This is a genomic window from Halorubrum sp. DM2, assembly GCF_901686465.1.
Lineage (GTDB): Archaea > Halobacteriota > Halobacteria > Halobacteriales > Haloferacaceae > Halorubrum.
The window spans coordinates 470,360-492,173 of sequence record NZ_LR594487.1 but is presented as its reverse complement, the minus strand read 5'-3'; the positions used below and the strand labels follow the sequence as shown (position 1 = coordinate 492,173).

Here is a 21,814-nt window from a genome sequence, read left to right as displayed (position 1 = left end):
CGGATTACAGCCCGGCCACCCAATGGCTACTCCTGTATATTACAGTCGTTTAAATACTATCTGAGATTTCGGAACGGAGAACGCCGTAGCGACCGGTCCGAGGAACGACTCTGATGGGGCACACCGCGTCGTCCGAGAGTCGCGCTCCGGAGCAAGCGGTGCCCCCACGACTCTCGCTGGATATTTAATAACCTACATAGTTTATCAGAATCTGTTTGATTCTTTCAATACATAACTTCAGTAACTCGGACATACCGATGGCCACGAACGACGCGAGCGAGCGCGACGGCGGGCACACGGTCTCCATAGAGATCGATCCGGGTGCCGACGTCGCGGCCGTGTTAGGCGAAATCGCGGAACTCGACGTCAACGGAGCACGGGTCCGCGACGTCAGCGGCGAGGAGAGATCGGCGGTCCCGGTCGATCCCGCAGATCTGACCGCGGTACAGCGTCAGACGCTGCTTCGAGCGGTCGAAGCCGGGTACTACTCCGACCCGCGGGAAGCGACGCTCTCGGATCTCGCCGCCGAGTTCGACATCTCTAAGTCCGCGGTGTCACAGCGCCTCCACGGCGCCGAGGCCACCATCGTCCGACGCGTGGTCGAGGGAATGGACCGCGAGGACCGCCCGACGACCCGGTTCGACCAGCGCGAGTGATTCTCGCAGCCGAACTCAACACCCCTCCCGAGCCCTCTCCAGCGTGTTCCGGGATTCGTACACCGCCGGCCCACGGAGGGGCGATTCCCTGCTACAGGACCCGATACAGCCCGGCCGCGAGGAGCGCGCCGAGGATCGGTCCCACGACGGGGACCCAGGAGTACGCCCAGTCCGACGGTCCCTTGTGCGGGAACGGGAGGACTGCGTGTGCGACGCGCGGTCCGAGGTCCCGTGCGGGGTTGATCGCGTAACCGGTGGGGCCGCCGAGCGACAACCCGATCCCGAGGACGACCAACGCGATCGGGAGCGCCGACAGCGCACCGAGCCCGAACCCGACCTCCTGTCCGTCAATGGTGATCGTCTGGAGGATCTGGCCGGACGTCCCGTCGACGAAGCCGGCGGAGTTCAGGTACAATACGGCAAAAACCAACACGAACGTCCCGATGATTTCGGTTATCAGGTTCGACGCGTAGTTTCGGATCTCGGGAGCGGTCGAGAAGATCGCCAGCTTCGCGTCCTCGGCTTCCGTGATCGCGAAGTGATCCTTGTAGGCTAGCCACACCGTAACGCCGCCCAGGAATCCGCCGAGCGTCTGCGAGGCGACGTAGAGCGGCACCTGCGCCCAGTCGAACAGCCCGGCGGCGGCGAGCCCGACCGTCACGGCGGGGTTGATGTGGCCGCCGCTGACCTGACTGATGGTGAACACGCCCATGAACACGCCGATGGCCCACCCCCACGTGATGACGATCCAGCCGCCGCCGTTCCCCTTCGTCTCGTCGAGCACCACGTTGGCGACGACGCCGCCGCCGAAGACAATGAGGATCGCGGTTCCGATGACCTCGGCCACGTACGGGTTCATCGCTCACCCGTGGTCGTCCCTGTGAGCTCCGACGGCGGAGCTGTCGTCGTCGTTTCGGCCGTCACTCGTCCGCTCGGTTCCCGCAGTCGTCGCTCGTGTATCGTTGTAGCGTTCCGTTGCATATTTTTTTACGGTCTCCCCCGTGGTAGGAGTGAATAATTCTGGGGCAAATGAATGTTGTGAATATTATAGAGGATGTATAATTGTTCATCTATTATTTTCTGATCGATACCAACGGATCACCGACGAAACGGTCCGTCTGAGGGACCGGTCTCGGCGTGGGATCAGTCGGCCGTCGCCCGCGCAAAGGCGGAGGTGGCGAGCTTTGACTCGACCGCGGTCAGCCGCTGAGACAGCGCGGACTTCGATATCCCGAGGTCCGCGGAGAGCTCCCCCAGATCCGCCTCTCGGGGGCGCGAGTAGTATCCGGCGGCGACGGCGGCGGCGGCCGCCTCGCGCTGTTTCTCGGTCAGTTCGAAGAGATTGAGGGTCACGTCGGCTCGTGGCTCCTCTCGTTCGAGCGAACCGATCCGCTTCAGCCGCCGCAGCGAGATGCCGTCGACGACCGCCTTCAGGCCGTCGACGAGGTCGGTCAGCACGTCCCGGTCGGGCAGGTACGTCTCGACGACGACGTCGTCGCCGTTGATCTCGGTGATCTGCGGAACGCAGCCGTACTCGCTGAACACCTCGCACGGACAGCGGCCCCCGACCGCGCTCGCCGCGTGGACGACCTCGGTACAGTCGTCGTCCGCACAGCCGCAGTCGTCGGGCGAAAGCGTCACGTCCGTGTGACACCGGTCGGCGGTCCGCTGCTGGCGTACCTCCACGACGTCCCGTTCGAACCCGCTCAACGGACAGTCGGCCGAGGACGACGGCTCGACTTCGAATTCGACGTACAGACGCCGTGTCGAGGCGTCATCCGGTCCCCCGGTTTCGGGTACGTCGTCCTCTGTGTTCATACCGGAGCGTGACGCCTCGGGGATAAATACACCATGACGATTCCCAACCGGTGTTAACGAGGGGACGGCACGAGAACCGCGCTCACCGAGCGGATCGAAAGGGGTTTTAACGTTTGAGCAATTACTAAATCGTGTGTCCCAAGGAGTAGTTGAGCAGAAGGGCCAGACGAACAGTGACCGTGGAATGACAGTCGACGATTCGCTGAGCGAGGAGAGCAAGCGCCAGCGCGATGGCATCGACAACGTCGGCGCGTTCGGAATGCGGACCGGGGAGTCGGACCTAGTCTTCTTCCAGGGAATCCTCCCGGAGATCAACGGGGACGTGAAGGGGTCGGAGCCGGTCGACGAGCAGATTCGGATGTGCTTAGACCGGCTCGAACTGATGCTCGAAAACCGCAGCGCGTCGCTCGATGACGTGATGAAAGTCGAGGTACAACTCGCGGATGCGGACGCTGCGGCGGTCGTCGACCGCGCGTACGAGTCGCGGTTCGACGCCGTCGAGTTCCCGCCGCGGACCGTCGTCGGCGTCTGTTCGCTGCCCGGCGGCGCTGACGTTCAGCTCGACGTGATCGCCGCCGAGGAGTGACCGCTGTGTCCGGTTCGATCCCGGGACGAAACGCGTCTCGTCTCGGCCGTCCGACGTATCGACAGAACAGGTGAACTACCCCACCCTACTCGCTCACCGCTGACGCGGTTCGCTCCTTGACGACGGGGAGTTAGCGCCTGAAAAAGTTAATCCGATCGCGGACAGAAACCTTCGGTATGCCCGAGTCCTCGTCCGACCCGCCGGCCGAGACCGATCTCGACGTCCTGATCGACGACGCGACGACGGCCGTCGACGTGAAGGCGCTGTCGGCGTTCGGATACGAGACGCGGTACCGGCTCGTTCGCCTGCTGGTCGAGACCGACGACGCCGTCAGGTTCGACGAGATCACGCCCTACGTGTCGATAAGCGACAGCGCCGTCAGCCACGCGCTCACGTTGCTCTGTGACGCCGGACTCGTCGAGAAAGAGAAGGACGGCCGCTCGCGTCGATACGCGGCGACGCGACGCGCCGAGGCGCTCGTGACCGCCCTCGACGACACGCGGCGACGCGACGCGCCGAGGCGCTCGTGACCGCCCTCGACGACACGCGGTGACCCGGATGAAGGTCCTCTGCGTCGCGGGACCCTCTGACTCGGGAAAGACGACGGTCGTCGCCGCCTTGGCCGAACGTCTCCAGGAGTGCGGGACTGTGGCGACCGTGAAACACCTCACGCACGAACCCGATGTCGACACCGAGGGGAAAGATACGGCCCGTCACCGCGCGGGCGGCGCGGTCCACACCGTCGGGCTCACCGACGAGGGAACGTGGTTCGCGACCGGTCGGGACCGGACTCTCGGCGACGTGTTGGACGAGTTCGCGCGCACGTACGACTACGCGATCCTCGAGGGATTTAGCGGGAGCGACGTACCGAAGGTCGCGTTGGGCGACCGGACCGTAGCGCCGCCCGTAGTCGCGGAAGCTGTGACAGCGGACGATCTGGACCTCAACGACGTCGTCCGTGTCATCGACCGGTTACCGTCGTACGATCCGGAACGTTCCCCGGATCGCGGCGACGAGTAACTGGGAAGGGTGTCCGGGGGATCGCTTCGATGGTGCGAGACGAAGGAGCCCCCGAGCTGCTGTCGGTCCCGATCGTCGCACGGGAAGGAACGAGTATCCGGAGGCGATCAAGGATGAGTGGCCCTCTAATTCAGTAAATACTCAATTATTCTTGGATGCGTTCAGAGGGGGTTTGGATTGAGCCTTTACCACACTCCCCAAAATCAACGTGTTCCCGAATAATATGGTGTTTTATACGTAGTTGGTCCAGATCGACTCGATAAGAGAAAACTACAAGTGTATGAAAGCTAAATCGGAGAGTACAGCATGAACGATAATGATACTCTGTCGGCGACCCGGCGGCGGCTCCTCGCGACCGTTGGGACGGCCGGCGCCGCCTCCGTCGCAGGATGCGGGTTCCAAGCTCCGCGGGCCGACGACGGGAGCGACGCGCCGGCCGAGTCGCCGACCGCGCGGGTCGACGGGCTCGAACGATATCCCCGTATCCGGGTTGGGAGTGTCGACGAGCTGGCGGAGGGCGACGTCGAGACGTTCGCCTACCCGCTCGACGGCACCGAGAACTTCCTCACCCGTATCGCGGGCGAAGCGTGGGGCGGCGTCGGCCCCGAGAACAGCATCGTCGCCTTCAGCGGGCTCTGTACGCACATGGGCTGTCCCGTTCAGGGACAGGTGAAACCCGAACGGGAGATGGCCGGCCCCTGTCCGTGCCACTACACGACCTTCGACCTCTCGAAAGGCGGGCTCGTCGTCAGCGGGGCGGCGACGACGGACCTCCCGCAGATCCGACTCGAAGTTGAGGACGGCGATGTCTACGCGACGGGCGTCGACGGGCTGTCGTACGGCTACCGGGACAACCTACGGGACGGAGAACCCGTCACCGCGGAGGAAACGGAGGGATAAGATGGCGGATAACCCACACACGAGCCAGGTCCCCATTCCACCCACGGACGCCGAGAGGAGCTCGCGGTCGTGTCGGTACTGTATCGTCGGCTGCGGCTACGAGGTGTACAAGTGGCCCGTCGGCGAGGGGGGAGGCCCGACCGCCGACGAGAACGCGCTCGGGATCGACTACCCGGCGGGCTACGGCGAGTGGCCCTCGCCGAACATGCACGAGATAATCGAGGAGAATGGGAGGGAGTATCACGTCCTGTTCGTCCCCGATACCGAGTATCCGGTCAACGAGGGGTCACACTCCATTCGTGGCGGGACGCAGGCGCAGTCGCTGTACTCTCCAAACAACGAAGACTACGACGACCGCCTGAAACAGCCCCAGATCCGGATCGGCGGCGATCTCGTCACCGTCGATTGGGACACCGCTATCGAAGCGTGGGCCCGGGCCACCGAGATCGCCACGGAGAACGGCGAGAACCCGAACGGCTACGGACAGAAACTGTACTTCTATCAGTTCATCGAGAACACCTTCGCCGGGACGAAGCTCTGTCACGACGTCATCGGCTCGCCCAACTGGGGCGGCCACAACCGTCCGGCGCTCACGACGGAAGTCCCCGGGCTCGTTAACGCCGGCCTCGCACAGTGGTCCTACGCCTACGAGGACGCCGCGGAGGCGGACACCATCGTGCTGGCGGGAGCCGATCCCAAGGAGAATCAGGACGTCATCTTCAGTAAGTGGATAAACGAGGAGGGCGACGCCGACATCGTCTTCATCGATCCGCGAAAGAAGTTCACCGCGAACTACGCCGAGAACAACGGTGGGATCCACCTCCAGGTCAACGAGGCGACGGACCCGATCCTCCTGAACGCCATCGCGCGCCACATCGTCGACCAGGGCTGGCACGACGAGGGGTTCATCGAGGAGTGGGTGATGGACAACCGGGAGACGATCGATGAGGAAGGGTGGTACCAAGAGGAGTTCGGGCTGACGCCCGAGGAGTACTACGATCTCTTAGACGATCCCCGCTACGCCCCCGAGAACGCCACCGAGACGACCGGCGTCCCGGCCGAGGAGATCCGCGAGGCCGCCGAACTCATCGCCCAGCCCGAGGCCGAGGAGACGAACACGCTGTTCATGCTGGAGAAGGGACTCATCTGGGGCTGGTCCCACGAGAACACCGGCGCGATGGCGAACCTGACGCTCATCACCGGCAGCGTCGGTCGCCCTGGTACCGGTATCACCCGCGCCGGGGGCCACCAGGAGGGCTTCTGGACGAACGGGGCCGCGGGGGACGCCATCGCCGAGCGTTCGACGCAGACCTTCGACGGCGAGAACGTCGAGGACGTGACGGTCGCGCCGAACACGGTCGAACGCGTCAGGGACGGGGAGATCAAACACTGGCACGTCATCGGTAACGATCCGGCTCGCCACTCGTACGCGACGCAGGATCTCCGGAACGCGATCCGGGAGCGCACGAGCGGCGCGCAGCCGCAGACCGCCGACATCGACGAGATCGAACGCGCATTCCGCGAGCGCATCGAGAACGGCGGCATGGTCGTTACCCATCAGGAGTTGTACGCCAACACGACGACCCAATACGCCGACATCGTCCTGCCGGCGACGGCGGTCGAATCCGGCGAGGGCGGCGATTACCACCGCTGGAACGGCGAACGTCGCTTCCGTCAGTATCAGGGCTTCATGGAGGGCCCCTCCGGCGCGAAGGAGGACTGGGAGATATTCTCGATGATGGGCCAACGGCTCGGTGCCGACGACATGGACTGGGACGACTCCCGAGAGATCTTCAACCTGATCTGCGAGGAGTATCCGGGCGCCGGGGGCGATCACTCCCTCGAAGGGATCGCGCCCGCCGCCGAAGCGAACGACATGACGCCGGCCGAGTACATGGAGACCGTCGAAGAGGGCGTCCAGCAGCCGATCTACGAGGAGAACGGCGAGGTACAGGGGACGCCCCGAATCCACGCCCCGGACGGCGAACGCGAGGTCATGGATCACCGGTTCCACACGAGCACGGGCGAGGCGATCCTCCAGCGTGTCGACTGGGATCGGGTCGTCGACACCGACGAAGGGACGACGATCGGCGACGTCTACGAACGGCTCAGTCCCGGCGATGACGAGATCTGGGTGACGAACGGCCGACTCCAGCACCTCTGGCAGAACATGTACACCCACCAGCGGCTGGAGTACGTCCAGAAGCGCTTCCCGCAGAACGTCCTCCAGCTTCATCCCACCGACGCGGCCGAACGAGGGATCGAAGCCGGCGATCTCGTCGAGATCGTCAACGACGACGTCTTCAACATCAACGGCGAGAACACCCAAGGCAGCTTTACCGCGGTCGCCTACGTCGTCGACGAGGACGACGCGGCTCAGGGACAGCCCGTCTCGGAGGGGTTGGCGTACACGTACTGGCTGTATCCGGACCAGGTCAACAACGACATCAACCCGGCGTACCTCGATCCCGCAAATCCCAATCCCGGCTACAAGTACGGGAAGGGGAAGATCAGACGCCTCGGCGAGAGCGAGGTCAAAGACGAAATGAGCTTCAAGCCGATGAACATCGCCCCAGAATGACGGTGACCGAGCACACCGCCGCACTCAACGACGGCGAGTTCGTCCGGATCGAGTACACGGCGCGCACGGCGGCGGGCGACCGCGTCGTCGACACGACCGATCCGTCTGTCGCGGCGGACGCCGACCTGGTCGGGATCGAGGCCGACGGTCCGATGGTCGTCGTCCTCGGCGAGGGACACCTCTTCGAACCCGTCGAGGAGGCGGTTCGCGAGGCCGGCATCGGCGGATCCGCGACGGTCAGGGTCGGCCCGACGGAGGCGTTCGGGGAACGCGACCCGCGAAAGGTCGAGACGGTTCCGGTGGGGCTCGTCCCGCCGGAGAAGCGGGAGGCAGGTCGAACCGTCTCAGTCGCCGGACGCGACTGCGTGATCGAGTCGATCGACGAGGAGACGGTCACGCTGGATTACAACCACTCGTTGGCCGGCGTCACGCTGGAGTACGAAGTCTCGGTCTTGGAACGACTTCCCGATGGAGACCGGGCGGCCGGGCTATGCGCGCTTCATGGACTCGACGCCGACGTAACGCTCTCGGAGCGCGAACTATCGATTTTCGTCGCGGGGACTGAGCCGTCGCCGGAGCTCGACCGCCGGCTGCGGGCGTTCGTCTGCGACGCGAAACAGTTGCTGCCGGTCGACGCTATCACCATCGATCAGACGTACGCGGAATAAGTCACACTAACGCGGACACGTGGGACGCGAGCGGTCGTCGACATGGCTGCGTTTTCGACGCCGCCGATGTCAGGTTGTCCGCGGATACGTGAGAGAGCTCCATACAGGAGTACAACCTTCGCTGAGAGGGGTTGTTCGGAGTTCAAAATGTTTTAATATATGAGCAGATGCTCATCTATTATGAGATCGGAGACGACAAAAATCGGCGATAATTCGGAACGAACCGGGAGTACGAGCAGTAGCAACCTTCTAAGTGGAAGATGAACCCGTACGTCGCGGAAGTCATCGGGACTGCGATCCTCATCATCTTCGGAGGCGGCGTCGTCGCCAACGTCGTGCTCGACGAGACGAAAGGGAACGGCGGCGGCTGGATTGTCATCACGTGGGGATGGGCGATCGGGGTGTTCATGGGCGTATTCACTATCAGTCAGGTCAGCGGCGGTCACATCAATCCCGCCGTGACGATAGGACTCGCCGCCGCGGGTCTATTTGACTGGACGCAAGTCCCACTCTACGTGGCAGCACAGACGCTCGGTGGGTTCTTGGGTGGCATAGTCGTGTGGCTGGCATACAGAGACCACTTCGCGGTTACGGAGGACGAGGGCGCGAAACTGGCGATCTTCTCGACCGCTCCCGAAATCCGGAATTATTCGTCCAACCTGATAACCGAGATCATCGGTACGTTCGTCCTAGTGTTCGGCGTTCTATATCTGAATTCTGCCGGCTTCTTGAACGAGACATCTGGCGAGATCCTTCAGACGATCACTATCGACGGGCAGGAGGTCGGATTCGGCCTCGGCGCGCTCTCGGCGCTGCCGATTGCCTTGGTTGTACTCGGCATCGGGTTGTCTCTAGGCGGTCCCACGGGCTACGCTATCAACCCCGCTCGTGACCTCGGACCGCGCATCGCACACGCAATCCTTCCGTTCCCGCACAAAGGCCCGTCGGACTGGGCGTACTCATGGGTTCCCGTTGTCGGACCGATCCTCGGTGCGCTCCTCGCAGCCGGGCTCTACCACCTGCTCTGAGACGAGGTGTGGCTGCCGAACAGCCGGTACCTTCTCGGGGCCGTTCAGCGATACCGATAGTTTAGCAGACGTACTTGTCGTTCAAAATACAGGCCTCCTGCCAGTCCTTGTAATTCTTCGAAGAGCTTTAATACTTGAGCAACTGTTCATCTATTATGGGACAGCGAACAACAGAAGTCGACTCGGACAAGAATCGCGCCGCCGATATGAACATCGACCCAACGTTGAGCGAGGAGAGCAAGCGCCAGCGCGACGGAACGGATAACATCGGAGCGTTCGGGAAGCGGACAGGCTCGTCTGATCTACGCTTTTTCGAGGGTATCCTTCCCAAAGTCGACGGCCAAATTCTGGGTGATCATTCAATCGAAGAGCAATTCTCGACTGCGCTCGACAACCTCGAATCCGCTCTTGCCGACAACCGAAACGCGACGTTTGGCGACGTGATGAAACTCGAGATTCAGCTCACGGATCCGAGCGCCGCGGAGGCGATCGATCACGTCTACGAGTCGCGGTTCGACGACGTCGAGTTACCGCCGCGGACCGTCGTCGGCGTCTGCTCGCTCCCCGGCGGTGCGGACGTACAGCTCGACGTGATCGCGGCCGAAGAGTAGCCGTCTCCTCCGATACACTAATTATGAGCGCTCACCCGTCCACACACCGGTATCGCCCGCCAGTCGATTCGTCCGTCATCACGGAGGTGGGACCGTCGTGAGCGACGCCGTTCACGAACATGGACCGAACTGCGACTGCGAGTCATGCGGCGACCCGCGGTCGATGGACTTCCTCGACAAGTACCTCACCGTCTGGATCTTCGGCGCGATGGCGATCGGGATCGGTCTCGGCTACATCGCGCCGTCGGTCACCGGCCCGATCCAAGACCTCCACCTCGTCGAGATCGGGCTGGTGTTGATGATGTACCCGCCGCTTGCGAAGGTCAACTACGGACAGCTCCCCGCCGTCTTCAAGAACGTGAAGGTGCTCGGACTGAGCCTCGTCCAGAACTGGCTCATCGGGCCGACCCTCATGTTCGGGCTGGCGGTCGTGTTCTTCAGCGGGCTCGTTCCCGGACTCCCCGCCCGTCCCGAGTTCTTCCTTGGGCTGGTGTTCATCGGGATGGCCCGCTGTATCGCGATGGTGCTCGTCTGGAACGAGCTCGCGGAGGGCTCGAACGAGTACGCCGCGGGCCTCGTCGCGTTCAACAGCGTCTTCCAGATCCTCACCTACGGCGTGTACATCTGGTTTTTCGCGCTCGTCCTCCCGCCGCTGCTGGGCATGGAGTCGCTGGTCGCGGGGATCTCCGAGTTCGGGATCAGCCCGCGACAGGTGTTCGAAGCGATCGCGGTCTTCCTCGGGATCCCCTTCGCCGCGGGAATCGCCTCGCGGTTCGTGGGGACGCGGACGAAGGGCGTCGAGTGGTACGAGGAGACGTTCGAGCCGCGGATTAGTCCGCTCACGCTCATCGCACTGCTGTTCACCGTAATCGTGATGTTCGCGATGCAGGGCGAGCGCATCGTCGCCCAGCCGAGTGACGTCCTCCTGATCGCGGTCCCGCTCACGATCTACTTCGTCGTGATGTTCTTCGTGAGCTTCGGGATGGGCCGCGGGATCGGTGCCGACTACTCGACGACGACCGCGATCGGCTTCACCGCCGCGAGCAACAACTTCGAGCTCGCGATCGCCGTCGCCGTCGCGGTGTTCGGTGTCGGCTCCGGCGTCGCGTTCGCGACGGTCATCGGTCCCCTCATCGAGGTCCCGGTGCTGCTCGCCTTGGTGAAGGTCGCGCTGTACCTCCAAGACAGGTACGACTGGCAGGGGTACACGACCGGCCAACTAAACGAACCGACCGCAGACGGGGACGGGACATCAGGGTCGACGGCCGACGACTGACCCGGAACGCGCTCAGACGCCCGGGACGCCGAGCGCGGTGATCCCGAGGTTGAGAACGTCGTTCAGCACGAAGATGACCGCCAGCGCGGCCGCCCACGCGACGACGCCCATGATCGCGGCCTTCACCCAGCCGCCCGGGTAGCGCCACTTGATGACCCACACCCACGCGACCAGCGCGACGAGCGAGCCGACGATCGGTATCAGCGATCCGATCGCCCAGGCGACGGCCCCGATCAGCGCCGTGACCACCGCGTGCGAGTAGTCGTCGACGTCGGCGACGACGCGGCCGCTGACGTAAATTCCCAGTCCACCCACCAACAGCGCGACGACGAACGAGACGATCGCTCCCAGTACCATGGGTGTCCCGTCTCACTTCCGGGGGATATAACACGGGGACAGAATCGTTTCCGGTGACACGTCCGGACGAAGCCCGCGCGGCGAGGGTCCGACCCCCGACCTACCCCGAGTCGGTCAGTACAGCAGTTCGTCGTCGTTCTCGATCATGTACAGCGACCGGGCGGCGATGTTGACCGCGTGGTCGCCGACGCGTTCGAGGTCGCGGATCGTGAGCAGGAGCCGCGAGACGTTCCGCATCGTCCCCTCCACGTCGGCCTCCTCGCGCAGTTCGTCGCGCTCGATGAGGTCGCGGACGACGAGCTCGCTCGCCGCCTCGCAGGCGGCGTCGACCTCGTCGTCGGCCTCCGCGACGGCGTGACACAGCTCGGGGTCGGACTCCGCGTACGCCGCCATCGCCTGCTCTAACATCTCCAGCGTGTCGTCGCCGATGCGCTGGACGTCGACGTCGGGGAACACCTCGCGGTCGGCCCGCTTTGCGTACTCGCCGAGATTCGTCGCGAGGTCCGCGATCCGTTCGAGGTCGGTGATGATCTTGAACGACGCCGCGATGAACCGCAGGTCGCCGGCGACCGGCTGCTGGAGCGCGATGAGGTCCGTACACTGGCCCTCCAGCTCCAAGTAGAGTTCGTTGATCTCGGCGTCGCCGGTGATCACCTCCTCGCCTAGCTCGCCGTCCTGCCGTTCGAGGGCGTCGAGCCCCATGCGGAGGCGCTCGGCGACCACCTCGCTCATGTAGAGGACGTCGTCGCGGAGTCCCTCCAGTTTCGTCTGGTACTCTTCGCGTGGCATCGTGTTGGCGTATCCGCCACGCCGGACGCACAAAAACACGTCGGCGATAGCGAGATACCGGACGTAATTTCTGGTTATCCGGCGTACGGTCGAACGCTGCCAGTGTGTCCGGTAATTTATGTGTCGGGGAGAAACGGACCGCCATGTCACGCGAACTCGACTCGTCGCGACGACGGATGCTGCGCGGCGTCGCGGCCGGCGTGACGGCCGGGACCGTCGCGGGATGTACCGGTGGCGGCTCGGACGGCACGGGGAACGGAACCGACGGCGGAACGGGCGACGGCGAACCGGTCGCCGGCGGAGAGCTTGTGTACTCACAGCAGGTGTCGCCGATCGAGTTCGACCCGATCGTCGTCAACGACATCTACTCGCAGCAGGTGTGCTCGCAGGTGTTCGAGCCGCTGTACGCCTACGACGAGAGCACCAACCCCGTCCCGCACCTCGCACGCGAGGAGCCGACCGTCGAGCGCGACGGGACGCGGTACGTCGTGGAACTGCGTGACGGGCCGCGCTTCCAGAACGGCGAGCCCGTCACCGCCGAGGACGTCCGCTACTCGTTGCTCGCACCGGTCGAAGAGGAGACCGCCAACGCGCCGGACGTCGAGATGATAGACAGCGTCGAGGTCGTCGACGACCGGACGGTCCAGATCGATCTCCAGTACGGCTACGGCCCGTTCTACACGCTCGCGCTGACGCGGAACGTGGTGCCCGAGTCGGTCCGGGAGGCGGACAAGGAGGCGTTCAACCTCGACGCGCCGGTCGGCTCCGGACCGTTCGAGTTCGACGACTGGACGGAAGGGGAGTTCGTCGACCTAGTGAAGTGGGACGACTACTGGGGTGACCCGAAGCCGTACCTAGACCGGCTCCGGTTCGAACCCGTTGAGGAGAGCACGACGCGGGTCGTCTCCTTAGAGACCGGCGAGTCGGACGTCGCCGACGGGATCACCCCCCAGACGTGGGAGACGGTCGAGAGCGCGGACAACATGTCGCTCCAGTCGGAGCCGGGCATCTCCTACTACTACATCGCGTTCAACTGTAACGAGGGACCGACGACGGACCCGCAGGTCCGGGAGGCGATAGATTACGCCGTCTCGATGGACCAAGCGGTCTCGAACTTCATCGAGCCGGCCGGGGAACGCAACTACGCGCCGGTCCCGCTCCCGGTCGCCGACTCGTGGGACTTCCCCGTCGACGAGTGGGCGGATATCGGTCACGACCGCGATGTCGACCGGGCCGCAGAGCTGCTCGCGGACGCCGGCGTACCCGAAGACTACGGCTTCCGGATCATCGTCCCGCCGGACGACCTCCGCGAACAGATCGGCGTGTCGGTCTCGAACGGGCTGAAGGAGGCCGGCTACGACGCCGAGGTCCGCCGGTACGACTGGGGGACGTTCCTCGACACCTACGACACCGGAAACGAGGACGACTACAACATGTACGCGCTGGGGTGGCTCGGCGGGCCGGACCCGGACTCGTACGTGTACAACCTGTTCCACGACGAGCAGATCGGTGCCACCAACGGGACCTACTACGAGAACGACGACCTCATGGAGGAGATCATCGCCGCGCGCCGCGCCAGCGACATCGACGAGCGACGCGAGCTGTACGAGTCGATCATTCCGACGGTGCTGGAAGACCGGGTCCACCTCCCGAGCTACAGCCTCCGCGTCTCCATCGGCGTCCGCGACCACGTCAACGACTTCGTCGCCCACCCGCGCTCGCAGTACAACCCGCGGATCCTGAGCGACTACAACAACGTCTGGCTCGACCAGTAGCGACCCTCGTTCGCGGCGCGGACTCGGTCGAAGCGTTCAAATCCCGCCGCGACGACGGCTCGGACATGGAGAACTTGGAAGACATCGTCCTCGACGAGAACGAGGAGGCGCTCGCGCCCGCAGTGGTGATCGCGACCGTCGCGCTCCTCGCGGTGTTCGTCGTCGGTATCCTGGTCTCGGTCGTCGGACTCGTCGCCTGACCGGCCCGCCCGACTCGTCGCTTGACCGATCCGCTGAAACGGCGGCGACGAGCGTCTCCCCGGTCGGGACGGTCGGCTCCGTCCCCGACGCTTTTGACTCCTCCCCGGGTGAAGCCGATATGGACAGTCGGATACTCAGGGATCTCCTCGACCGCAACGACGACCACGTCGATGCGCTCGCGCCCGGCGTCTTCGACCGCCACCGCGAGGGTCAGCGCCCCGGCGTAGTCTCCGTCTGCTGTTCCGACTCGCGCGTCTCGCAGGAGGGGATGTTCGCCGTCGACGAGCCGGGGTTCCTCTTCACCTCCGGCGCGATCGGGAACAGCGTGAGCGCGCTCGTCGACGGCGAACGGGTTCTCGACGGGAGCGTGGCGTATCCGCTCCGTCACACCCACACCGAGATCATCGTCGTGGTCGGCCACACCGGATGCGGCGCGATAGACGCCGCGCTCACGGCGGCCCGCACCGGCGAGTTCCCGGCCGAACCGGGCGTCCGCGCGGACATCGAGGCGTTGCTGCCGATCGTCGAGCGCGGACTCGACGACCCCGCCGTCGTCGGCGAAGCGGGCGACGGGGCGACCGACGCGGAGACGGACCGCGACGAGGAGACGAGCCGCGACGCGGACGACGGCGAGACCGTCCCCGATGCGGACGGCGATGCCGCTTCCTCGGTCCGTGACCGGCTCGTCGAGTACAACGTCCACGAGCAGGTCGCGTTCGCCCGCGAGCGCGAGGAGGCGGCGGATGCGACGGTGTACGGCTTCGTCTACGACCTCCACGGCGTCTACGGCGGTCGCGACGGGACCGCCTACCTCGTCAACGCCGACGGGGAGCGGGACCCGGCGGCGCTGCGCGAGCTCGTCGGCGAAGCGCGCGCGGACCACGTCGCGTCGCTGCTGTAGCGCGACGTCGCCCCGCGACGCCTCGGCACCGACGCCGACTCGACTCCGCGGACCGGAGACCGCATCCGACAACCGTTTCACCGCGACGCCCGAACGGGATTCAAATGGACCGACGCGTCCTGTTCGCGACGCTAATCCTGCTGGCCGGCGGCGCGACCGGCGTCGGCGTGGCGCTTTTCGCCTTCGTCGGCGTCGACGACGCCACCACGGAGACCACGATCGTCTGGGAGTCCGAACCGGCGGCCGGCGACGACGGCAGCGGCGCGGCGATCGCGACGGTCGACGGGGACCCGCTGCTCCTCCGGCCGGCGGTCGAGAACGGCTCGCGGGTCGTCAGCGCGACGGTCGTCGGGACCGACGAGACCGCTTGGACGGTGCCGATTTCCGGGCCGGACGCCGACCGCGGCGGCGGCGCGAACGGGAGCGACGACGACCCGATCGGTGTCAGCGGACTCACCACAGGGACGCTCGGCGGCGACCCCGTCGTGGCGCTCACGACGGCTCCGGGGTCACTCGTCGTCGTCGACGCGACCGACGGGAGCCGACGGTTCGCGGTCGACACCGGTGGCCCCGGCGGATTCCGCCCCGCCATCGGAGACCTGACCGGCGACGGGAGTCAGGAGGTCGCGGCGGCGGCGACCGACGGGAGCGTCCGCGTCGTCGACCGCGAGGGCGACGCCGTCGCCGAGGCCTCGCTGTCGGGCGAGGTCAATCACCGACCACTCATCGTCGAACCGGACGCCGAGGCCGGTGAGCGCGGCGGACTCGCGGTGCTGACGACCGCCGGCGACCCGGCGACGGTCCACCTGCTCGACGGGCGCGGCGAGACGCGCTGGACGACGACACCGAGCGTGAACCCCCTGAGCTGGAACGCCGCGGACAGTCAGAACGGGCCCGTGATAGCCCTCGGCGGGTCGAACGGTAACTTGGAGACCATCGAGACGAGCGACGGGTCGCTCCGGTACGAGATCGGTCTTCAGGACGAGCCGGTCGCGGTCGGCGACGCGGACCCCGGTCGGGTGTACGTCGGGGGGTCGGGGAGCGTGTGGGCAGTGAGCCTACTCGACGGCGAGGTCGTCTGGAAACAGCAGTACGGCGCGTCGACGCGGATCAACGAGCCGCGCATCGGCGACGTCGACGGCGACGGTGATATCGGTCCGGTCGCGGCCAACCGCAACGGCGAGATCCTCGCGATGACCCGGAGCGGAAGCGTGGTCGCCCGCGGCGGTCCCGACGTCGTCGTTTACGGCGGGCCGCTGTTCGCCGACGTCGCCGACGACGCCGGCGACGAGGTGATCGTGGTCGCGGACGACGGGACCGCGATCGCGGTCGACACCTGAACTGCCGACGGACGTGTCCGTCTGTTTATAACTGCTGAGAGAGCGGAAACCGAACGACTGCGGGGGGTTCGAAGATCATATTCACCGGAAACTCGGTGTGTCGATTGAGCGAAAGCTACGCGGGATAGCGGGCGGTGCGTCGCCGCGAAAAGTTCCGAAACGGCAGCGCGGCCGTCAGTGGTCTTCGTCCTCGTACACCCACGCCGAGGTGTCGAGGTCGTAGTCGACGAGTTCCTCCTCGTCGAAGAACAGGTCGATCTCGCGCTCGTTCGCGCCCTCGTCCTCGTGGTCCGACGCGTGGATCACGTTGTGGCCGAGGTCTAAGCCGAAGTCGCCGCGGATCGTGCCCGGGGCGGACTCGGCGGGGTCGGTCTCGCCGACCATCGCGCGGACCTGTCGGGTCGCGTCCGCACCCTCCCAGACCATCGCGAAGACGGGACCGGAGGTAATAAACTCGACGAGACCGTCGAAGAATGGCTTGTCCTCGTGTTCACCGTAGTGTTCGTGGGCGAGCTCCTCGTCAATCCGCATGAACTTCCCGCCGACGAGCTTCAGCCCGCGGTCCTCGAAGCGAGAGACGATCTCGCCGATGAGTCCGCGCTGGACGCCGTCGGGCTTGACCATCACGAAGGTGCGCTCGTCGTGGTGGCTCATTCCTGGCCACCCTGACGGCGACCTTCCTCGGTCCATTCGAGGTCGCGCGCCTCGCGGCCGAGGAGGTAGTTCTTCTCCGCCTTCGAGTCGACGAAGTGGAGGATCTGTCCGTCCTTCTTCACGAACATCGTGCCCGTGCCGGGCTCGATCTCCTCGCCGGTGTAATCACAGGTGCGTGTCTCGACCATTGGTTATCGACCTCCGATGGAGTCGGCGTCGCGCTGGGTCTCCCGCAGCTGGAGCACGTCGCCCAGACGGACGGGACCCAGAACGTTCCGGGTGATGATCCGTCCCTGGTTCGATCCCTCTTGGATGCGGCACTTGACCTGCATGGCCTCGCCGTGCATCCCGGTTTTGCCGACGACCTCGATGACCTCCGCGGTCGTCGAGTCGCCGGTGCCCTCTTCTGCGCTCATGGGAGGTTATCGAAGCTCCGCGACCTTCTCGCCGATGTCCTCGACGTCGTCGGCGGCGTCGCCGGCGTCGACGACGGCGGCGGCGGCCGAGCCGACTTCGAGACCGGCGGCCTGACCGACCTCGTCCTGCGTGTCGACGAAGACGACCGGAATCCCCTTCTCCTCGGCGAGTTCGGGGAGGTGCATCACGATCTCTTCGGGGGAGACGTCCTCGGCGACGATGACGAGGTCAGCGTTGCCGCGCTCGACGGCTTTGGTCGTCTCGTTGGTTCCTTTCTTCACTGTGCCGGTGTCTCGGGCGACCTCGAGCGCTTCGAGGGATCGCTCCGCGAGGTCCGCCGGTGTGTCGTAGTCTACGTAAACGGGCATATGTTTCTCCTATCCTCCGTGTAGGCTCGCGTGTCCGTCCCGTGGTCGGTCCCTATCGGAACGGCACATCATCGACCCCACAGAGGCTGTGCGCTGTCGTAGTCAGGACATCCATAAAAGCGCTTTCAATGTCCTGCGCGTGTGCGAGCGCGGATCACGGGGAGAACCCGCGGACGGAATCGGAGAACGCGCGATCGGACTCCGCGTTTTTTATGCCCGGCTCGCACCTCCCTTCGCGTATCGAATGGTTCGTCTCGTTCACTACTCCGACATCGAGAACGTCTTCGACGACCCCGAGCGGGCGGCCCGCCTCGCCGGCCGCGTCCGGGCGCTCTCGGGTCCCGACGCCGCGGTCGTCGCCACCGGCGACACGACCGCGCCGGGCGTCCTCTCGCTGGTCGCGACCGGCAGGCAGGTCCTCGACTTCTACGAGGCGACCGACACCCTCCTCGACACGTTCGGCAACCACGAGTTCGACTACGGACCGGACGCGCTCCGCGACCTCGTCGCGGACGCGCCGGCGACGTTCGTCTCCGCGAACGTGCGCGATGAGAACGGCGGGCCGTTCGGCCGCGACGAGGGCGTCGTCTCGTGGGCGGTCCGCGAGGTCGACGGCGAGCGGGTCGGGTTCGTCGGCGTCACCGATCCCGCGACCGACTCGCTGAACCCGATGGCGGCCGACCTCTCGTTCGACGACCCCGTCGCGGCCGCCGGAGAGGCGCTGGCGGAGATGCGGGCGTCGGTCGCGGACGAGGGCGAGAGCCTCGATCACGCGGTCGTCCTCTCGCACCTCGGCGCGGGCGACGACGACCTCGCCCGCGAGCTGGACGTCGACGCGGTCCTCGGCGGGCACGTCCACAGCCGCCGGAACGAGACGGTCGCGGACACGGTGCTGGTCCGGCCCGGCGTCAACGGCGAGGCGGTGGCCGACGTCGACCTCGACGCCGAACCGCCGACGGCGACCCTTCACGAGCCGGACGGGGCCGACCCCGCGCCGGGGCTGGCGGACGCGCTCGCGGAACGGATGGCCGCAGCCGACCTCGACGAGGTCGTCGACACCGTCGACGGGCCGATCGAGCGGTCCGGCGAGGTGGTCCACGGCGGGGAGTGCCGCGTCGGCAACTTCGTCGCGGACGCGTTCCGGTGGGTCCACGACGCCGACGTGGGGCTGTCGAACGCCGGCGGCCTCCGACAGGGCGACCCGTTCGACGGCGACGTGACGAAGGCGGACCTAATCTCCCTGATCCCCTTCGAGGAACCGGTGACCCTCACCTCGGTCACCGGCGGGGAGCTCCACGACGTGCTCCGCGAGATGGCCGCGCCCGACGTGGACTTCGGCGAGGACGACTGGTGGCACGGGCACGTCTCGAACGCCCGCCTCGTCTGGGACGCCGACGCCGAACTAATCTTAGAGGCGACCGTCGACGGCGAGCCGATCGACCCCGACGCGCGCTACACGGTCGCGGTCTCGGAGTACCTCCTCCACTCCGAACACGAGTTCCCCACGCTCTCCGAGCGGCACCGGATCGACGAGGCCGACATCCAGTACGAGGTGCTCGCCGCCTACGCCCGTGAACGCGGCATCGACCCGGAGATCGAGGGCCGGATCGAGATCCGGAACCGCACCGCGGCGAGCGACGACGACTGACTGCGGCCGCGACGACACTCGGTTATAAATAGACGCGGTGGCGCGTGCCGGTGAGCGCCGCAGCGCGGCGCGAACCGCCCGCGCGAGGGAGTCGCTGGCCCCGGATCGAAGCGGAGGTGCCAGCGACGAGGCTGGGGAGGTGTGAGGTGCTGTGCGGGGTGGGACTCGAAGGGGCAGCCGCGAACTCGTCACACGCTCGCTGCGCTCCTCGGTCGTTCGCGTTGCTCACTCCCTGCGGTGCTTGCGTCGCCTGTGACGAGTTCGCGGCTGGGGCTTCGGGAGTGTTCTCCACCGTGTCAGTCAGGACCGCGTCACAGCGAGCGGCTAGGGCTTCGGTGGCGTTCGTGTCGGTCAGCAGTTCGTGAGCGAAACCGACACCGCACCGCCGGACGGCCGTGATCTCCCACTCGGCCTATTCCAACTCCACGTCGACACCGGTCTGGATCCCCGCCGCCCTCACCGTGTTGTAAAGGAGCATCGCGCGCGTCATCGGGCCGACGCCGCCGGGTACGGGCGTGATCGCGCCCGCGACCTCGCTCGCCGACTCGTAGTCGACGTCGCCCACCAGCTCGTACCCCTTCTCCGTGTCCGCGTCGACGCGGTTGATCCCCACGTCGACCACGGTCGCGCCCTCCTTGAGCATCGACCCGTCGACGAACTCGGGGATGCCGGCGGCCGCGACGACGATGTCCGCGTCCGCCAGCTTCGCCTCTAGGTCCTCGGTCCGCGAGTGACAGACCGTCGTGGTCGCGTTCCCGGTCGGGGACTTCTGGATCAGCAGGTTCGCCATCGGCTTGCCGACGATGTCGGAGCGGCCGACGACGACCGCGTCCGCGCCCTCCGTCTCCACGTCGTACGCGTCGAGCAGCTTCTGGACGCCGTGCGGGGTACACGGCTTGAAGCGGGCGTCGCCCGCGACGAGGCGGCCGACGTTCTCGGGATGGAAGCCGTCCACGTCCTTCTCGGGGTCGATCCGCCGGAGGACCGTCCGCTTGTCGACGTGGTCCGGCAGCGGGAGCTGGACGAGAACTCCGTGAACGTCGTCGCGCTCGTTGAGGTCGTCTATCGTCTCGTACAGCTCCTCGGCCGGCGCGTCCGCGTCTATCTCGACGTGGATCCCCTCGATCCCGACCTCCTCGCAGTCGCGCTGTTTCATCGAGACGTACGTCTCGCTGGCCGGGTCGTCGCTCATCAGCACCGTGGCCAGCCCCGGCTCGACGCCGGCGTCGGACAGCCGCGCCACCTCGTCGGCGACCGTCTCGCGCACGTCGGCCGCGACCGCCTCCCCGTCGATTGTCTCGGTCATGCGAAACCGTCGGCGGTCCCGAGGTAAAAGTGACGCGGGATCATGGTCATCGAAGTGAGATAGAAACCAGTTCGATCCGAGTATATGGATCAGACCTCGGAGAACGGCTATTCCGGGAACAGCTCCTCCTCGCGATCGACGGCGTCGATCGCGGCGACCTCCTCGTCGGTCAGTTCGAGGTCGACCGCCGCGAGGTTCGCGCGGAGGTGCGGCTCGCTCGACGCCTTCGGGATCGCGACCACCGGCTCCTTCTCGGTCGCCCACGCGATCGCGACCGCCTCGGGCGTCGTCCCGTGGGCCTCCGCGACCTCGACGACGGCGTCGACCTCGCGCACCCGGCCGCCGGCCAACGGCGAGTAGGCCACCACCGGGTAGCCGTGGTCGCGGGCGTGATCGAGCAGTTCCGGCCGGTAGAACAGCGGGTGGAGTTCGGTCTGGTGGGCCGCCGGCGGACGGCCGAGGACGTCGACGGCGCGGTCGAGGTCCGCGAGTTCGAAGTTCGAGACGCCGACGTTGCGGACGAGGCCGTCGTCGACGAGTCGGTCGAGCGCGGGCAGCGTCGCCTCGGGGTCGTAGTCGCCGCGCGGTCGGTGGACGTACAGCAGGTCGAGGGCGTCGACGCCGAGCCGGGCCGCGCTCTCGCGGGCCGCGGGAGCGACCTCGTCGGGAGCGAGGTCGTCGATCCACAGCTTCGTCGCGACGGTCACGTCCTCGCGGTCGAGGTCGCTGTCGGCCAGCCCCGCGGCGAGCCCCTCGCCGACGACCGCCTCGTTGTCGTAGATCCGCGCGGTGTCGAGGTGGCGGTAGCCGAGCAAGAGCGCGGTCGCGACCGCGTCGGGGTCGGCGATTCCCATCGTTCCGAGACCGACGGGCGGGAGGTACATGTAGGGCACTCACCGCGAGCCGGGCAAAAA

The 21,814-nt window shown here is 66.1% G+C and carries 25 protein-coding genes; 15 read left to right on the top strand and 10 right to left on the bottom strand.

Annotation, left to right across the window (positions count from 1 at the left end; genetic code table 11):
• Nucleotides 1–257 precede the first annotated feature (257 nt).
• Nucleotides 258–656, top strand: coding sequence for a helix-turn-helix domain-containing protein (locus QOL69_RS02565; RefSeq protein WP_283401913.1), 399 nt, complete (start codon nucleotides 258–260; stop codon nucleotides 654–656).
• Nucleotides 657–747: 91 nt separating this feature from the next.
• On the opposite strand, the gene QOL69_RS02560 is transcribed toward QOL69_RS02565, so the two are convergent.
• Entirely contained in the window at nucleotides 748–1,515 is a 768-nt protein-coding gene (locus QOL69_RS02560) for an MIP/aquaporin family protein (RefSeq protein WP_048078485.1), read from the bottom strand.
• 284 nt (nucleotides 1,516–1,799) lie between these two features.
• Entirely contained in the window at nucleotides 1,800–2,474 is a 675-nt protein-coding gene (locus tag QOL69_RS02555) for a helix-turn-helix domain-containing protein (protein WP_283401912.1), read from the bottom strand.
• Between the two features lie 133 nt (nucleotides 2,475–2,607).
• On the opposite strand from QOL69_RS02555, the gene QOL69_RS02550 reads away from it, so the two are divergent.
• From QOL69_RS02550 to arsB, 9 genes are all read left to right on the top strand, one after another.
• A complete protein-coding gene (locus QOL69_RS02550) occupies nucleotides 2,608–3,060 on the top strand; it encodes a RidA family protein (protein ID WP_283401911.1) in 453 nt (150 codons plus the stop codon).
• Between the two features lie 176 nt (nucleotides 3,061–3,236).
• Nucleotides 3,237–3,590, top strand: coding sequence for a winged helix DNA-binding protein (locus QOL69_RS02545; protein WP_283401910.1), 354 nt, complete (start codon nucleotides 3,237–3,239; stop codon nucleotides 3,588–3,590).
• A 28-nt stretch (nucleotides 3,591–3,618) separates the two neighbouring features.
• On the top strand, nucleotides 3,619–4,080 hold the full coding sequence (gene mobB / locus QOL69_RS02540; RefSeq protein ID WP_283404201.1) for a molybdopterin-guanine dinucleotide biosynthesis protein B: 462 nt from the start codon (nucleotides 3,619–3,621) through the stop codon (nucleotides 4,078–4,080).
• 306 nt (nucleotides 4,081–4,386) lie between these two features.
• Nucleotides 4,387–4,980 carry an arsenate reductase (azurin) small subunit gene (locus tag QOL69_RS02535; RefSeq protein WP_283401909.1) on the top strand — a complete coding sequence of 198 codons (594 nt, stop codon included), beginning with the start codon at nucleotides 4,387–4,389 and terminating at the stop codon, nucleotides 4,978–4,980.
• Between the two features lies 1 nt (nucleotide 4,981).
• Nucleotides 4,982–7,561 carry an arsenate reductase (azurin) large subunit gene (locus tag QOL69_RS02530; RefSeq protein ID WP_283401908.1) on the top strand — a complete coding sequence of 860 codons (2,580 nt, stop codon included), beginning with the start codon at nucleotides 4,982–4,984 and terminating at the stop codon, nucleotides 7,559–7,561.
• The gene (locus QOL69_RS02525) at nucleotides 7,558–8,229 is read left to right on the top strand and encodes an FKBP-type peptidyl-prolyl cis-trans isomerase (RefSeq protein WP_283401907.1); all 672 of its coding nucleotides are present in this window, start codon (nucleotides 7,558–7,560) and stop codon (nucleotides 8,227–8,229) included. Before QOL69_RS02530 ends, QOL69_RS02525 begins: the two co-directional genes overlap by 4 nt.
• Nucleotides 8,230–8,489: 260 nt before the next feature.
• Nucleotides 8,490–9,257 (top strand): MIP/aquaporin family protein, encoded by a 768-nt coding sequence (locus QOL69_RS02520; RefSeq protein WP_048077807.1) that lies wholly within the window; start codon nucleotides 8,490–8,492, stop codon nucleotides 9,255–9,257.
• A 155-nt stretch (nucleotides 9,258–9,412) separates the two neighbouring features.
• Complete coding sequence (locus QOL69_RS02515; RefSeq protein WP_048077808.1) at nucleotides 9,413–9,868, top strand: RidA family protein; 456 nt, start codon at nucleotides 9,413–9,415, stop codon at nucleotides 9,866–9,868.
• A 97-nt stretch (nucleotides 9,869–9,965) separates the two neighbouring features.
• Nucleotides 9,966–11,144, top strand: coding sequence for an ACR3 family arsenite efflux transporter (gene arsB, locus QOL69_RS02510; RefSeq protein ID WP_283401906.1), 1,179 nt, complete (start codon nucleotides 9,966–9,968; stop codon nucleotides 11,142–11,144).
• A gap of 12 nt (nucleotides 11,145–11,156) precedes the next feature.
• On the opposite strand, the gene QOL69_RS02505 is transcribed toward arsB, so the two are convergent.
• A complete protein-coding gene (locus QOL69_RS02505) occupies nucleotides 11,157–11,501 on the bottom strand; it encodes a hypothetical protein (protein ID WP_048077810.1) in 345 nt (114 codons plus the stop codon).
• 114 nt (nucleotides 11,502–11,615) lie between these two features.
• Nucleotides 11,616–12,290 (bottom strand): phosphate signaling complex protein PhoU, encoded by a 675-nt coding sequence (gene phoU / locus QOL69_RS02500; protein WP_048077811.1) that lies wholly within the window; start codon nucleotides 12,288–12,290, stop codon nucleotides 11,616–11,618.
• Nucleotides 12,291–12,433: 143 nt separating this feature from the next.
• Here phoU and QOL69_RS02495 point away from each other — a divergent pair, with 143 nt between their 5' ends.
• The 4 genes from QOL69_RS02495 (at nucleotide 12,434) to QOL69_RS02480 (ending at nucleotide 16,507) form a co-directional block, all read left to right on the top strand.
• Nucleotides 12,434–14,065 (top strand): ABC transporter substrate-binding protein, encoded by a 1,632-nt coding sequence (locus QOL69_RS02495; RefSeq protein WP_283401905.1) that lies wholly within the window; start codon nucleotides 12,434–12,436, stop codon nucleotides 14,063–14,065.
• Between the two features lie 65 nt (nucleotides 14,066–14,130).
• Nucleotides 14,131–14,265, top strand: coding sequence for a hypothetical protein (locus QOL69_RS02490; RefSeq protein WP_255331286.1), 135 nt, complete (start codon nucleotides 14,131–14,133; stop codon nucleotides 14,263–14,265).
• A 119-nt stretch (nucleotides 14,266–14,384) separates the two neighbouring features.
• The gene (locus QOL69_RS02485) at nucleotides 14,385–15,167 is read left to right on the top strand and encodes a carbonic anhydrase (protein ID WP_283401904.1); all 783 of its coding nucleotides are present in this window, start codon (nucleotides 14,385–14,387) and stop codon (nucleotides 15,165–15,167) included.
• A 104-nt stretch (nucleotides 15,168–15,271) separates the two neighbouring features.
• Nucleotides 15,272–16,507, top strand: a complete 1,236-nt coding sequence (locus QOL69_RS02480; RefSeq protein ID WP_283401903.1) for a BamB-related PQQ repeat family beta-propellar protein — start codon at nucleotides 15,272–15,274, stop codon at nucleotides 16,505–16,507.
• A gap of 174 nt (nucleotides 16,508–16,681) precedes the next feature.
• Here the strand turns inward: QOL69_RS02480 and ndk are convergent, their stop codons facing one another.
• Genes ndk through rpl7ae form a run of 4 tightly spaced genes read right to left on the bottom strand, consistent with a single transcriptional unit; the run spans nucleotide 16,682 to nucleotide 17,946 of the window.
• On the bottom strand, nucleotides 16,682–17,161 hold the full coding sequence (gene ndk / locus QOL69_RS02475; protein ID WP_283401902.1) for a nucleoside-diphosphate kinase: 480 nt from the start codon (nucleotides 17,159–17,161) through the stop codon (nucleotides 16,682–16,684).
• Nucleotides 17,158–17,349, bottom strand: coding sequence for a 50S ribosomal protein L24e (locus tag QOL69_RS02470; protein WP_048077816.1), 192 nt, complete (start codon nucleotides 17,347–17,349; stop codon nucleotides 17,158–17,160). The genes ndk and QOL69_RS02470 overlap by 4 nt, the downstream gene beginning before the upstream one ends.
• 3 nt (nucleotides 17,350–17,352) lie before the next feature.
• Nucleotides 17,353–17,577 (bottom strand): 30S ribosomal protein S28e, encoded by a 225-nt coding sequence (locus QOL69_RS02465; protein WP_004595321.1) that lies wholly within the window; start codon nucleotides 17,575–17,577, stop codon nucleotides 17,353–17,355.
• Nucleotides 17,578–17,583: 6 nt separating this feature from the next.
• Complete coding sequence (gene rpl7ae / locus QOL69_RS02460) at nucleotides 17,584–17,946, bottom strand: 50S ribosomal protein L7Ae (protein WP_006628114.1); 363 nt, start codon at nucleotides 17,944–17,946, stop codon at nucleotides 17,584–17,586.
• A gap of 244 nt (nucleotides 17,947–18,190) precedes the next feature.
• Here rpl7ae and QOL69_RS02455 point away from each other — a divergent pair, with 244 nt between their 5' ends.
• A complete protein-coding gene (locus QOL69_RS02455) occupies nucleotides 18,191–19,594 on the top strand; it encodes a bifunctional metallophosphatase/5'-nucleotidase (protein WP_283401901.1) in 1,404 nt (467 codons plus the stop codon).
• A gap of 412 nt (nucleotides 19,595–20,006) precedes the next feature.
• Here the strand turns inward: QOL69_RS02455 and QOL69_RS02450 are convergent, their stop codons facing one another.
• Nucleotides 20,007–20,900 (bottom strand): tetrahydrofolate dehydrogenase/cyclohydrolase catalytic domain-containing protein, encoded by an 894-nt coding sequence (locus QOL69_RS02450; protein ID WP_048077817.1) that lies wholly within the window; start codon nucleotides 20,898–20,900, stop codon nucleotides 20,007–20,009.
• A gap of 107 nt (nucleotides 20,901–21,007) precedes the next feature.
• A complete protein-coding gene (locus QOL69_RS02445) occupies nucleotides 21,008–21,784 on the bottom strand; it encodes an aldo/keto reductase (RefSeq protein WP_283401900.1) in 777 nt (258 codons plus the stop codon).
• Nucleotides 21,785–21,814 lie beyond the last annotated feature (30 nt).